Origin of the sequence: Planococcus beigongshangi (assembly GCF_016820495.1) — a bacterium.
GTDB classification, from domain to species: Bacteria; Bacillota; Bacilli; order Bacillales_A; family Planococcaceae; genus Planococcus; species Planococcus beigongshangi.
The window spans coordinates 298,423-311,711 of the sequence record NZ_JADHDU010000004.1 but is presented as its reverse complement, the minus strand read 5'-3'; the positions used below and the strand labels follow the sequence as shown (position 1 = coordinate 311,711).

Genomic DNA, 13,289 nt, shown 5'->3' with positions numbered 1-13,289 from the left:
TTAAATTTCCTGAAAAACATCTTCTATTGAATAATCGCCCAAATCGATATCGAGCGCCTCGCCTAATGCCAGTTTCGCAAGCTGCGCACCAAAATAAGGGCCAGCAGTCAGGCCGGATGAGCCGAGTGCGTTCGCTGCAAAAAGATTGTCGTGCCCTGGAACCCGGCCGATGAACGGCAGCGCGCTCAATGTGGTCGGGCGGAATCCCGTGCTTGCGCCCTTCAGTTCAGCTCCCGCTAACCCCGGAACCACATCCAGCACCTTATCAAGAATATGATGGATGCCTCCCGCTGTCAGCTTCGCATCAAATCCTGCGTCATTTTCATGGGTTGCCCCGGCAATGATTCGCCCGTCCGCAAACGGAACGATATATTGGCCATAAGGCACCATGGCGACAGGCCAATCCCCAGTTCCGCCTTCCCCAAGCTGCAATTCAAGAATCTGCGCTTTCTGCGGCACAACGTCCATCCGGAGGCCAAGGGGCCTGAACAATTCAGGCGCCCAAGCCCCGCCGGCCGATATCATGCTGTCGGCATAAAAATTCTGCCGATCCACTGCTGCACCGATCACTCGGCCGTCTTCCCTAATAAATCCGGCATCCCCGTCGATCATTTCCGCTCCCAGTTTACGGGCGGCACTGACCAGCGCATCCCGGACTGCCCGTCCGTCGATGCGGGCGGCGCCACTGACATAGAGGGAGCCGTATTCGGAGCCGGCATGCGGAAACAGAGCTTGGGTCTGTTCCGCATCAAGCCTTTCAATCGTCCCCATCTCCGGAGCCTCTTCTCTCCGCTCGCGCGCTTTCGCTTCCATCTTATCCAATTTGCTGTCTTCATGGATGCTGACGATGCCGACTTTCTTATAGCCTGTTTCCGTTTCGCCAAGCGCTTCCAGCTGTTCTATCAAACGCGGATAATACTTGGCACCGTTTTTCGCCAGATGATACCAGGCTTTATTCCTCCGCTGGGAAATCCACGGGCAGACGATGCCGGCAGCTGCTCCCGTCGCCTGGCCTGAATCCGCCCGGTCGATCAGCGTCACTTTCGCCCCCGCCTTCGCTGCTTCGTATGCAGTCGAAGCACCCAGAATCCCTCCACCGATGATGATCAATGACTTCATATTTTCACCTTTTCCCTGCTTTATCTGTCTTTCATTCTAAAGCACCGCGGCGAGAGACTCAACTTCACCAGAAACTGTGTCCGCCTGATTCAATTTCTGCAATTGGGGGTAAAGCAAGAAATAGAAACGATACGAGAACAGGAGGAACCCATTATGGAAAAAAGCAAAAGCACGGAAGCCATCCTGCCGATGACTTCCGTTAAAAGCGGCTCCGGAGTGGAAGTGGCGCCGGATGTCTACTGCTATACTAATCAGATCGTCAACTTATTTTTCATCGGAAATCCGGATATCAGCAATGATTATATCCTGGTCGATGCCGGCATGCCGCGTTCCGCCGACAAGATTCTGCAGGAAGCGGAAAACCGTTTCGGTCCTGAAGCAAATCTGAAAGCGATCATTTTAACTCACGGGCATTTTGATCATGTCGGCAGCATCGTCGATATTCTCGAGAAATATCCAGTGCCGGTTTATGCACACCCATTGGAATTCACCTATCTGAAAGGAATCACTGATTACCCCCAACCGGATTCATCTGTCGAGGGCGGCCTCGTCGCCAAAATTTCGAAAGCATTCCCGGTGGAATCAATCGATATTTCAAAACACCTGAATGAACTTCCGGCAGACGGCACTGTGCCGGGGATGCCGGGCTGGCGCTGGATTCATACGCCAGGGCATTCAGCAGGCCATATCTCCCTGTTCCGTGATAAAGGGAAATTGCTGATTGCCGGTGATGCTTTCGTGACAGTCAAACAGGACTCCCTCTATAAAGTGCTAACGCAGAAAAAAGAAGTTTGCGGCCCTCCTGTCTACCTGACCACGGACTGGCGCGCCGCTTGGGAATCCGTTGTCAAACTGGCAGACCTTCAGCCATCCATTGCCGTCACGGGACACGGCAAACCGATCCACGGAGCAGCTCTTGCCGAAGGTCTTGTAGACCTGGTGAAGAATTTCCCGGAGAAGGCTGTCCCTTCACACGGAAAATTTGTGGACAATTAAGCAATCGAATTTTTTTAGTAAATCCGTCAATTATTTTGATGGAACCTGACGCCAGCAGCTGCTGGCGTTTTTTTGCCGCTCCCAAAGTTATTAAAAATATATAAATTTTCAGTTTAAAGGTTTTATTTCCCGTAATTCAGGGTAAACAAATAACGGAGTCTCAAATTTTTAATACACTACTTAAATAATGATTTATGCATACAGAAACGGAGATGAGCTCGATGATTAAGAAAGTGCTGTTTGTTTCGGATCATGGAGATCCATTGGCAAAGTTGGGCGGTAAGCAAGCCGGAGGCCAGAATAATTATGTTAAACAATTGGCACTTGCACTGGAAGACAAAGGATTACAGGTCGATGTCGTAACGCATTGGTGCGAAGCTTCAGCCCCTCGTATAGAAGAATTCGGCAATGCCTGCCGTGTCATCCGGATTGAAGCCGGATATAAAGGATTCGTATCGAAAAATGAAATGTATTCGATGCTATCCGATTTTTATAAGGAAATGAAAGAGACATTGCCGCTCGATACTTATGACATTGTCCATACCCATTACTGGTTGTCGGGGTTAATCGGAATGCGGTTGAAGAAGGATTTCAATCTTCCGTTCATCCATACTTCCCACTCTCTCGGCTGGGCGAAAATGGAAGCTACAGGCATCAAGGATGACGTGCGTACCCAAGCTGAAATGGCGATTCTGGAAACAGCCGATCAGGTGCTTGCTACGACTAACAGTGAAAAACAATTGATCAAGAATCATGTTGCTTCTCCTTCTCCCATCCGAGTAATCCCCATTGGCGTCGACGAAGCGTTCAAAGTGCGCGGCAGCCGTACCCATATTCGCAAACGACTTGGCTACTCAAGCCCCCTTTTCGTATTTGCCGGAAGGCTCGAAGAAACGAAAGGTATCTTCACCTTGCTTAATGCATTTAAATTATTGGCCGATAAAACAACGGAAAATTTCCGCCCGCGCCTTGTCATGGCCGGCGGCGAACCGGACGCCATCAACCCGGTGACGAAACTTCCGAAAAACCATAAAATCCTGAAAGCTTTGCGTGGCATTGAAGATCAGGTGGAATTTGTAGGGCCAAAATCGCAGGAAGAATTGGCGCTTCTGTTCAATTCGGCTACAGCTACAATCGTGCCGAGTTTCTACGAATCGTTCGGCATGGTCGCTGCGGAAGCCCAAGCCTGCGGAAGCCCTGTCATCGCCTCCAATGTCGGCGGACTCAAAAACGTCGTACAGGACGGAGTAACCGGACTTCTTGTAGAAACAAAAAATGCAGTGGATCTGGCGGTGGCGATGGAGGTTCTTTCAATCAATCACCTTCTATCCCAGAAACTCAGCCGTCAGGCAGTGGAAGTGGCGAAAAAAGATTTCCACTGGCCATCGATTTCCGAAAGAGTAATGAAAATGTATGAGGTGGTAAGCAGTGAAAAACGCAACACATCTATTGGCAACCGATTTGGATGGAACATTGGTCGGTGACCGGCCAGGCTTGGATGAGCTTCTTGGGTTCTACAAGAACCAGGAATATACAGTTTCCCTGGTCTACATCACCGGGCGGCATTTCCAGTCGGCATTGTCGCTGATCAAAGAAGAAAAACTTCCTGTACCGGAAATACTCATAACGGACGTGGGTACAGAAATTCATGCGGGACCTGAGTTCATAAAAGACGGAGAATGGGAAGAACGGATGCAGCAGCACTGGCATCCGGAGGAAATAGACCGGATTGCAGCCTCTTTTCAAGCCTTGCAGAAACAGCAGCTCCCTGTGACCAATCGCTGTTCCTATTACGTTGAAGACCTCAAAACGGTTGAAGCGTTTGAACGGCAGCTTCTGGCAGCAGATATTCCCCATAAGCTGATATACAGCGGCGGCAGGGACCTCGACATCCTTCCTGCAAAAAGCGGAAAAGGTGCGGCACTCGAGTATATCCTTGATAAATTCGATGCACGCGAATCCAAAATCCTCGTGGCCGGCGATTCAGGAAACGATCTTGAGATGCTGACGCTGGGATTGCCTTCTGTCATAGTAGGAAACGCAATGCCTGAATTGCTGGAAAGCGAAGAACATCCAATGATTTTCCGGGCAAGCAAAGTTTGCGCAGGCGGGATCCAGGAAGCCTGGAGCCATTTTCATCCCAATTGATCATCCCTTTCCAATTATTTCTTTTTGGAAAGGGTTTTTTCAATGTGCCGTGTTTATGACAAAACCGCGTTATTATTTGTTTTTTCTCATATATGGTTTATATTTATATAGAAGGAATCTCATTCTCCGGAATGCTTGAAACTATAAAATCATACATATAATGCAGGATGAACAGCCATTTTAAAAGGAGGAATTTGAGATGAGTAAAGTTGCGAATCTGCAAAAAGAGTCCATGCTCATGTTGAAAGAAACGAGCCGCACCTTTTTCATTCCCATCAGTTTTTTGGAACCCACACTGAAAAAGACTGTCGGTTCCGCTTATCTTTGCATGCGCGCAATCGACGAACTTGAAGATCATCCTGAACTGGACAGCCAGATCAAAAGCCGCTTGCTCAGGGAAACAAGCAAAATGCTGAAGCTGCCTTTCGACCGGGATTCCTATGAAGCGATGCTCAAACCGTATGAGCATATCCTGCCGGAAGTCAGCCTGCGCCTAGCTGACTGGATCAGTATTTGTCCACCTGAAATAACAGCAAAAGTTTTGGAGTCAACTGCCGAGATGGCTGAAGGAATGGCCAAATGGGTTGACCGCGGCTTTGTCATACACACCCGTGAAGACCTCGATGATTATACGTATTACGTGGCGGGCCTGGTGGGTGTCATGCTATCCGACTTATGGAAATGGCATGACGGAACGGAAACCGACCATCAGTTGGCAATCGGCTTCGGCCGCGGACTCCAAGCAGTCAATATGCTGCGGAATCTGGATGAAGACCGCGAACGCGGCGTCAGTTTCGTACCTGAAGGCTGGACACGCGAAGACATGTTCAATTATGCCAATGAAAACCTGGCGCAAGCCGATCTCTACGTCAAGTCCATCAAGAACAAGCGAATTCTGATGTTCTGTAAAGTGCCGCTCGCACTGGCGCACAGTACGTTGAAAGCCCTGAAATCCGGTAAAGAGAAAATGAGCCGGGTGGAAGTGGAAGGCATTGTCGAACAATTGAAGGAGCAGGAACAAATTCAATGAATTCTCTAGTCCGTTTCTTTTGAAGCGGACTTTTGTTCACTTGAAAGGGTATGGTATGGTCAAGTCAATTTTTTCTAAAATAATCCAACAGACTGGGTTATACTGTAAAGATAAGAAATCATTGCGCAAAGGGGAAATAAAATGACCGTCACGATTGTCAGCGTATTATCTGTCGCCATCTTCATACTGAATATTTTTCTTGCAGCCGCTCTGGTATTCCTGGAACGCCGGGATGCTTCTTCAACCTGGGCATGGCTGCTTGTGCTGTTTTTCATTCCGATTGCCGGATTCTTCATTTACCTCCTGCTGGGCAGGAGACTCCGTAAAAAAACTTTGTTCAAATGGGAAGGCCGCACCCGGGTCGGAATCGAGAACCTGATTGCGCATCAGATGAATGAATTGCATGATGATACGTTCTATTACAGACATGAAAATTCAAAGGAATACAAAGATCTCATCTATCTCCACCTCCGCAATAACGGAGCTGTACTGACACAAAATAACGGAGTCGAAATCTTCAATGACGGCCGGGAAAAATTCGAAGCCCTGCTGGAAGATATTGAAAAAGCGAAACATCATATACATATCCAATATTATATCTTCAGGCTTGATCAATTGGGCACGCGCCTGCTCAATGCTTTGATCGATAAAGCGAAGGAAGGCGTCAAGGTCCGGCTTTTATATGATGATATGGGATCCCGGACGCTCCGCAAGAGGCATTTCAAGGAATTGATCAGTTACGGCGGCGAAGTGGAATCTTTCTTCCCTTCCATCCTGCCGCTCATCAATCCCCGGCTGAATTACCGCAACCACAGGAAAATCGTTGTCATCGACGGGTGCATCGGTTATATCGGCGGCTTCAATGTCGGCGACGAGTACATCGGCCTCAGCCGTAAATTCGGTTATTGGCGCGATACCCATCTTCGCATAGAAGGCGGTGCCCTGCACCCGCTGCAAACCCGGTTTATCCGTGACTGGAATCAGGCATCCACCCGCCAGGACATCGAATATGACGAAATCTACTTTCCGGCAACCGTTGAAAAAGGGGAGACCTCCATGCAGATTGTTTCCAGCGGACCTGATGAAGAATGGGAGCAGATCAAAGACGGTTACATGAAGCTGATCAATATGGCTGAAGAATATGTCTATATTCAAACGCCTTATTTCATACCGGATGCAAGTTTCTACGACGCAATCCGTGTGGCCGCCTTATCGGGTATCGATGTGCGTGTCATGATACCGAATAAACCCGATCATCCATTCGTCTACTGGGCAACTTATTCCTACGCCGGCCAATTGCTGCGTGCAGGTGCCCGGGTGTTCATCTACGATAACGGATTCCTGCATACGAAAATGATCGTCGTGGATGATAAAGCTTCGACTGTCGGAACTGCCAATATCGATGTCCGCAGTTTTAAACTGAATTTCGAAGTGAACGCCTTTATCTATGATGAGAAAGTTTCAACTGAACTCGCCGATTTATTCTATCAGGACATGGAATTATCCACCGAACTCACTATGCAGACCTACTACGAAAGAACGCGGATGATCAAAACGAAAGAATCCATCGCGCGGCTCTTGTCACCCATCCTGTAAAATAACAATAAGGCGCCCCGGAGAAAGCATTGTTTTCTCCGGGGCGCCTTATTGTTTTCAATCCACTTCCAAGTATTCTTCCAGCGTGATATCAGCTTCATAAATCTCCGTTGCCGCACCTTTTCCGACATAGCGGAAATGCCAGGATTCATGCATATATCCTGTCAGCTGTTCCTTGCCTTCCGGATATCGCAGGATAAATCCGAAACGGTGGGCATTTTCAGCCAGCCATTTTCCGCCTTCCGTTTCGCCGAAACTGGCAGCGGCCCAGTGCTGTTCCTCACCCGTTTCACCGATATCGAACGCCAGGCCGGTCTGATGTTCTGAAAATCCGGGGCGGGCACTGTAGCGATCCGCTTTTTCCACGCCATCTTTTTCCACGTAGCCTTCGTATAATTCCTGTTGGCGGTTGAAGTCACGGAATGTGCTGAATGCAATCAGATCGATATCCGATTTCAACGCTTCCTCCCGCATCGCATCAAACGAGCTTTTCGCTTCCGGATCGACTCCCGGTGCGTAGTCGGATGGCAGCGGATTCTGTTTATTGGCAATCAGGATGCCATTGATAAAAGTCGGTTCTTCCGGTAACTCGATGGAATCCGGATAAACGGTCGCATCTTTGACCGCCTCTTCCAGTTCCTCATCATCCGCCTCCGGTATCACCGGCAGGTTGTCTGTTACAACATCTTCTTTTTCTTCAGGAATTACGACCGATTCCTCTTGCACTTCTTCGATCTGCTTTTCCCCTTCCCCCGCAGGTTCAGGTGAGGCCAGCTGGTTGATCTCTTCAGTGAGCGCATCCCAGCTCCGCTCTGCATCCCAATCGTGAAGGTACAGCCAGAAAGCGGCGGCTCCCGCTATCAGCAAGGCTCCGATGATCAGAATCCATTTTATATAAGACTTTTTCTTGTTGTTATTATTAAGTGCATAACGGGACTGCATAGTTCTCCTTCTTTCTCTCAAGTTCTATCTCATTCTAACACTTTTATGCGTTAAATTCCCCCTAAAACCATGAACATTGGATATACTGGAAAGGACTTTGAATGATTAGAGGTAACGATATGAACAATCAAAAATGGCTGTCACTCAACTTTTTCGCCTTCTTCTTCACCTGGGGCATATTTCTTCCATATTGGACGGGCTGGCTGACAAACGATAAAGGGCTCAGCGTCTCAGCAGCCAGCATCATCATGGGCGCCGGCATGATTGCACGTTCCCTGTCGACGCTCCTGTTTTTTCCGATGCTGACCAGGCTGTTCTCACTCGGACGCCTCATGCAGATTCTCGCTTTTGCTTCACTCGTCAGCATGGCGCTGTACATACCGGCAAATTCTTATGTATCCTTATTTGCCATCACATTTATCTTCAGTTTGACGTATCCGAACATTTTACCGGCTATGGAAAGCGGTGCGACCGTATTGATGCAGACGGACCGCATCCATTACGGGAAAAGCCGGTCATTCGGCTCAGTCGGCTACATGGTCGCTGTGCTGATTGTCGGCATCGCAACTTCCATTTGGCTGGAAGCGGCGATTCTCTGGGTAATGATAGCTGGGCTGCTGTTCATGGCCATTACCCTGTCGACTGTTTCACCCGCCCCGCTGTCGGTAAAACCTGAGCCGAAAAATAAAGCAAGCAAAGGGGCTGTCAAAGAACTGCTCCGATCAAAGGCGTTCCTGACTGTGCTGCTGGTGTCCATCCTGTTGCAGGGCGCACACGCCGCTTATTACAACTATGGCTTCATCTATTTGCAGGATATCGGCGTAGGTGCTTTCTACATCGGCCTCATCCTGAATGTCGCCATCATTTTTGAAATCGTCATTTTTGCGAAAGCCGATACATGGTTTGATAAATGGAGCGTTTCATCCATGTTCATCCTGGCGGGCATCGGCTCGACACTGCGCTGGGTCCTGATTTTCCTGTTTCCATCGGTGTGGGTCTTCATCTTTTCACAGGCGCTGCACGCCCTTTCATTCGGTATCGCCCATTATGCTTTTATCCGTTACATTTTCAAAAAGCTCGATCCACTGCATATACCCGCTGCACAGGGGATGTATGCCGCAATTGCCATGAGCCTGAGTGTCGCATTGCTGACATTCATCGGTGGTTTCCTTTACGAAATATCGCCTGGCCTGTCATTCCTTGGGATGATCGCTTTCTCGTTCCCGGCAATTATTCTCGTGTTGCTGACAAGAAAGAAATTTTCTTATTAAATTTTGTCCCACCCCCGAAAAGAGCTGCTGCCTGACGAATAACTGGGTAATACGCTACAAGGAGATGGACAAAAGATGAAACAAATTTCACAGAGCGATCTTATCAGCTTGCTCGACCAGCTGGATGTATTGCTTGAAGAATGCGAACAGGATGAACGTCAATCAAACAATACCTCGGCTTCTGCTTAAGAAGACTTCAGGAAAATATAATAGATGAGTTGAAATAAAGGTTTGATAGTAATCGATATTCCACAAAACAGCTTCGCTTTCCATAAACCCGTGCTCCTGGCTCTGCATCGCTAACGCTAGCTTCGAGACATGGTGGGGCGTTGGATCGCTGCGCTAGCTTCGTCGCAGGAGGCTTCGCTGTTTTGCTCCATATCTTAGAAATTCTTCTCGAGCTGAAGTGGTTTCCATAAGCGAACTCGGACCCTCGTCCGAGTGGGTGCACAACGCTGCGCTGAAACTGAAGGAAGTCTTTGCTGCTTCACTCCAACTCTAGAAGTGGACCTAAGCGAAGGCGCGGCACAGGACTGGGTGGAGCAATAAGACGAGTGTTCTTCTCGGCTTATTGTGGGAACCCGGTCCATAGCGCCAAAGCGAAATATAAATGTCGTTTCTTTAATTCATTTTATATAAAAACAGCGCAGCCCTTTTTATATGAGCTCCGCTGTTTTTGATTTGATTAGATTATAATCGTTCCCAGTACCACGAAGAACAGGATGCCGAAGATGACAGCCATCCCCCTCATCCATTTCGCTTCACGATCCATACCCTGCGCTTTCATCTGGCGATACCTGAACATATTCGTCAAGACGAACAGGACCGTCATGAAAAGAACCGCGATATCCATATACCCCATAAACAGAAAGACTACTGCCGCTATACTCAACACGGCGATTGCAATTCCCTGCATCATTTTTGAATTCAACTTTCCCACTCCTCAAAAAGAAAGCCGGCATACGCTGCCGGCAGACTTCCATTATTTTTTCTCTTCTGCTTCTACCGCTTCCAGAGCTTTTTCCGGATGATTCGAATAGAATTTACGTCCGATGAATGTTTGGATGATCAGGAGGATCCCTCCGACTGCCCAATAAACCGGCAGTGCCGCCATCGAAGTAAAGGAGATGAACATGATCATGATCGGCGAGATGTAGATGAATAGCTTCATCTGCTTCTGCTGCTGTTCAGGCATCGTCCAAAGTGAGATTTTTGCCTGGAAGAAATACACAGCACCCGCTATCAGTGTCATCGCGATATCCGGTTCCCCTAAGTTGAACCATAGGAATTCGTGCGTCCGCACTTCCGGTGAATACAGGATCGCAAAATACAGACCCATGACGATCGGCATTTGGATGATGACCGGCAAACAGCCCATATTCAAGGGATTGACTTCATGTTTTTTGTAAAGTCCCATCATTTCCTGCTGAAGTTTCATCTGTTCTTCTTTGTCTTTTGTTTCTTTCAGACGTTTCTGGATATCTTCCATTTCAGGGCGCATTGCATCCATTTTGACTTTCATCCCCTGCTGGCGCTTATATGTACGCAGCATGAACGGCATCAAGACCAGACGGATTATGACCGTGATCGCCACAATGGCAAGTCCGTAGCTGCCGCCGAAAAGATTACCTAAATAATCAAGGGAAAAGTCGAAGGGTGCAACAAAAATGGTGTAGAAGAAACCTTCCTTGTTCTGTACAGCCGCACAGCCGCTCAGGAATAGCACAGCTGTTGCCAGCATCGACATCAATATCAATTTCTTTTTCAAATTAGTCACCTTCACCTTTTTAAACTATAAAGAAGTATACCGCATACGCAGGTCACATTTCAAACCGCTGAAAATAAATGCAGAAAGATTCCGTAAAGGATTTGACAGGAATGTGGCACAGGAAAAGCAGAAACGGCCGTTCAGCTCCGACAAGCGTAAGACATCCTAAAATCTCCATAAAAAAAAGGGAGAATTTCTTCTCCCTACTTAGCGTTCGGCAATGTATATCTGAAATAAGGAATATGCTGGCTGTCGCGGAATTGTTTCGGCGTCACCGTCGTATATTTCTTGAAGATGCGTGTGAAGTAGCTTTGATTACAGAAATGGAATTGCTTCGAGATTTCTGAAATCCCTTTATCTGAATGGCGAAGATAATGTTGAGATTCTTCAACACGGCGCACATTCAAGTATTCCACCAGCGTAATGCCTGCGTGTTCACGGAAAATCCGCGACAAGTGGCTGGTTGAGATATGGAAATGTTTCGCCACATCTTCCACTGACAGATCGCGTTCCACTTCATCATTGATGAACATGACAACTTTATTGACCGTCTGGTGGCCAAATGAAGGCTGTTTGCGTTCTGATATGACGGAAATGAAAAACTCGATCAATTCGTCTGCTACATACAGGAACTCGGAATCGCTCATACGATTGTCCACAAGTTCGATGCATGCGTTATTAAATGCAAATGCTTTTTTCGGCGGCACGCGCATTTCAAATAGCTTCCGTGCCATCACGGAAGAAAGAACTATGTAATAGTTTCGGATTGCCCGAATTGTGTCTTTCCCTGCGTGCAAGGAAATCATATCGATCAAAGCACGAAGGGTTTCTTTCGCTTTGTCTTTTTCCAAATGATGGATTTCATAAATTAATTGGGTTTCGGTTTCGTAAAACTTTTCCAAACCATCATATTGGTTGAGGTTCTCACTTTCAGCCATGAAAATTTTGGAAATCGTTTCTTGAATTGTAGGCACAGCAATAATATTCATCTTTTCCCCGTCTTTCTTTTCACAAGTTTTTGCACTCACTTTACCAACTATATACTGAAACAATAAATAAGAACACAGTTTTGCTTGCAGAATTTAACCTTCTTTAAGCATTATGGTCCATTACCTATTTCCCAATGATAAATTCATTAGGAAATATCTTCCCTAAATGTATACTAAATATACCGCAATTAGTGTAAAAAATCACTAATTTTCTTTAAAAGTAATGAAGTTTTAATATTTCTGCAATGCAATACTTCTTTACCACTTAATATGCAAGCCACTTTTACTCCTGGAGTTCTTCTTTTTCCGGCGGGATAAGCGCTCTGATATGACGCGGCAGCACTTCGATTTTAAACGGCGTCGCACAGCCTTCGTCTCCGTCTATATTACAGACCAGCGGTTCTTTTGTTTTTATGACCACTTTTGTTGTATGGATTGCTTCCACCGCAGGGTCCTCTTCCAGTTTCCCTCTCCACAAAGCTCCCGCCATTCTGACAAAACCAGCGAGTTTCGCGTGTTCCACGATAAACAGATGCAGCAGCCCGTCATCCGTCAATGCCTCAGGCGCCAATTTTTCAAAACCGCCTACGGAATTTGTTAAAGCGACGAGAACCAGTTTCGCATCCCCTTCCCAGACACCGTGGTCATGCTCAATTTCGAAATGCGTTTCCTGATCCGAAGTGATCGCTTTGATCCCTTCTATGAAATAGGCGAGTGCACCCAGACGTGTTTTCTGTTCAGGGGATACTGCTGATGTGGATTCCGCCACATCCCCGATGGCCAAAATGTTCATGAAATAATAATCGCCCACTTTGGCGATATCGACCTTTTTCTCAGTCCCTTTTTTCAATGCGGCAATCGCTTCTTCAGGATCCAGGGAAATTCCAAGTGCACGGGCGAAATCATTGACCGTCCCCAATGGGATCAAAGAAAACAAAGGCTGATGCGGCTGTTCGGCCAGACCTGATACAGCTTCGTTTATCGTTCCGTCCCCTCCCATGGCAACGACGAAGTCGTATTTCTCCTCACAGGCTTCTTTCGCAAAGCGAGTGGCGTCCATTTGTTTCTCTGTCTCTCTAGTATCGACAGTATAACCCATTTCTTTAAGTGTTTCTTCTACATTTCCCTTGTAATCAGCAGCTTTTTCTTTTCCTGCCGAGGGATTCAGGATGAACATGGCCTTTTTCATCTTCTAACCTCCAAATGATATAATGTAGTAGGTGAATAATATTTTTAAAAATAGCTATTCCGCAAAACAGCTCCGAAGGTATTAGCCGTGCCTTCCACGGCTAATACCATTGCGACGAGCTGTGCGCAGGAGCATAATCTTTGCTCTGTCCAAAGCGCCGAAGCGACTTATTTAGTCAAACTTCATTATTTCTATAATACCCTTTAATCAGGAACTCTTAATCCATAAACTTTTTATTATT

At 47.2% G+C, this 13,289-nt stretch carries 12 protein-coding genes; 6 read left to right on the top strand and 6 right to left on the bottom strand.

Features of this window, described 5'->3' with window-relative positions; all coding sequences use genetic code 11:
* Positions 1–1,119, bottom strand: coding sequence for an NAD(P)/FAD-dependent oxidoreductase (locus tag IQ294_RS11605; protein WP_203334196.1), 1,119 nt, complete (start codon positions 1,117–1,119; stop codon positions 1–3).
* 153 nt (positions 1,120–1,272) lie between these two features.
* Between IQ294_RS11605 and IQ294_RS11600 the strand changes: the two genes are divergently transcribed.
* The 5 genes from IQ294_RS11600 to cls all read left to right on the top strand — a co-directional run bounded on the left by IQ294_RS11600 (position 1,273) and on the right by cls (position 6,889).
* Positions 1,273–2,115: an MBL fold metallo-hydrolase gene (locus tag IQ294_RS11600; RefSeq protein WP_203334195.1), complete on the top strand. Its 843-nt coding sequence runs from the start codon at positions 1,273–1,275 to the stop codon at positions 2,113–2,115.
* A 221-nt stretch (positions 2,116–2,336) separates the two neighbouring features.
* A complete protein-coding gene (locus IQ294_RS11595; RefSeq protein ID WP_203334194.1) occupies positions 2,337–3,599 on the top strand; it encodes a glycosyltransferase in 1,263 nt (420 codons plus the stop codon).
* A complete protein-coding gene (locus IQ294_RS11590) occupies positions 3,544–4,263 on the top strand; it encodes an HAD-IIB family hydrolase (protein WP_203334193.1) in 720 nt (239 codons plus the stop codon). The genes IQ294_RS11595 and IQ294_RS11590 overlap by 56 nt, the downstream gene beginning before the upstream one ends.
* Before the next feature lie 199 nt (positions 4,264–4,462).
* Positions 4,463–5,293 (top strand): squalene/phytoene synthase family protein, encoded by an 831-nt coding sequence (locus tag IQ294_RS11585; protein ID WP_203334192.1) that lies wholly within the window; start codon positions 4,463–4,465, stop codon positions 5,291–5,293.
* A gap of 141 nt (positions 5,294–5,434) precedes the next feature.
* Positions 5,435–6,889: a cardiolipin synthase gene (gene cls / locus IQ294_RS11580; protein ID WP_203334191.1), complete on the top strand. Its 1,455-nt coding sequence runs from the start codon at positions 5,435–5,437 to the stop codon at positions 6,887–6,889.
* Positions 6,890–6,946: 57 nt separating this feature from the next.
* Here cls and IQ294_RS11575 read toward each other — a convergent pair whose 3' ends face one another.
* Positions 6,947–7,831 (bottom strand): M15 family metallopeptidase, encoded by an 885-nt coding sequence (locus IQ294_RS11575; protein ID WP_203334190.1) that lies wholly within the window; start codon positions 7,829–7,831, stop codon positions 6,947–6,949.
* A gap of 119 nt (positions 7,832–7,950) precedes the next feature.
* On the opposite strand from IQ294_RS11575, the gene IQ294_RS11570 reads away from it, so the two are divergent.
* On the top strand, positions 7,951–9,102 hold the full coding sequence (locus IQ294_RS11570; RefSeq protein WP_203334189.1) for a 3-phenylpropionate MFS transporter: 1,152 nt from the start codon (positions 7,951–7,953) through the stop codon (positions 9,100–9,102).
* Between the two features lie 685 nt (positions 9,103–9,787).
* Here the strand turns inward: IQ294_RS11570 and IQ294_RS11565 are convergent.
* The 4 genes from IQ294_RS11565 to IQ294_RS11550 form a co-directional block, all read right to left on the bottom strand.
* On the bottom strand, positions 9,788–10,042 hold the full coding sequence (locus tag IQ294_RS11565; RefSeq protein WP_349291353.1) for a hypothetical protein: 255 nt from the start codon (positions 10,040–10,042) through the stop codon (positions 9,788–9,790).
* A 42-nt stretch (positions 10,043–10,084) separates the two neighbouring features.
* On the bottom strand, positions 10,085–10,870 hold the full coding sequence (gene yidC, locus IQ294_RS11560) for a membrane protein insertase YidC (RefSeq protein WP_203334187.1): 786 nt from the start codon (positions 10,868–10,870) through the stop codon (positions 10,085–10,087).
* Between the two features lie 203 nt (positions 10,871–11,073).
* The gene (locus IQ294_RS11555; protein WP_203334186.1) at positions 11,074–11,859 is read right to left on the bottom strand and encodes a helix-turn-helix domain-containing protein; all 786 of its coding nucleotides are present in this window, start codon (positions 11,857–11,859) and stop codon (positions 11,074–11,076) included.
* A 283-nt stretch (positions 11,860–12,142) separates the two neighbouring features.
* Complete coding sequence (locus IQ294_RS11550; RefSeq protein ID WP_203334185.1) at positions 12,143–13,048, bottom strand: diacylglycerol/lipid kinase family protein; 906 nt, start codon at positions 13,046–13,048, stop codon at positions 12,143–12,145.
* Positions 13,049–13,289 lie beyond the last annotated feature (241 nt).

Bases quoted from the DNA above. Each gene is read 5' to 3' on its own strand.
- IQ294_RS11585 (WP_203334192.1), top strand. From the start codon at position 4,463: ATGAGTAAAGTTGCGAATCTGCAAAAAGAGTCCATGCTCATGTTGAAA.
- IQ294_RS11555 (WP_203334186.1), bottom strand. From the start codon at position 11,859: ATGAATATTATTGCTGTGCCTACAATTCAAGAAACGATTTCCAAAATT.
- IQ294_RS11600 (WP_203334195.1), top strand. From the start codon at position 1,273: ATGGAAAAAAGCAAAAGCACGGAAGCCATCCTGCCGATGACTTCCGTT.
- cls (WP_203334191.1), top strand. From the start codon at position 5,435: ATGACCGTCACGATTGTCAGCGTATTATCTGTCGCCATCTTCATACTG.
- IQ294_RS11550 (WP_203334185.1), bottom strand. From the start codon at position 13,048: ATGAAAAAGGCCATGTTCATCCTGAATCCCTCGGCAGGAAAAGAAAAA.
- IQ294_RS11575 (WP_203334190.1), bottom strand. From the start codon at position 7,831: ATGCAGTCCCGTTATGCACTTAATAATAACAACAAGAAAAAGTCTTAT.
- IQ294_RS11595 (WP_203334194.1), top strand. From the start codon at position 2,337: ATGATTAAGAAAGTGCTGTTTGTTTCGGATCATGGAGATCCATTGGCA.
- IQ294_RS11605 (WP_203334196.1), bottom strand. From the start codon at position 1,119: ATGAAGTCATTGATCATCATCGGTGGAGGGATTCTGGGTGCTTCGACT.
- IQ294_RS11570 (WP_203334189.1), top strand. From the start codon at position 7,951: ATGAACAATCAAAAATGGCTGTCACTCAACTTTTTCGCCTTCTTCTTC.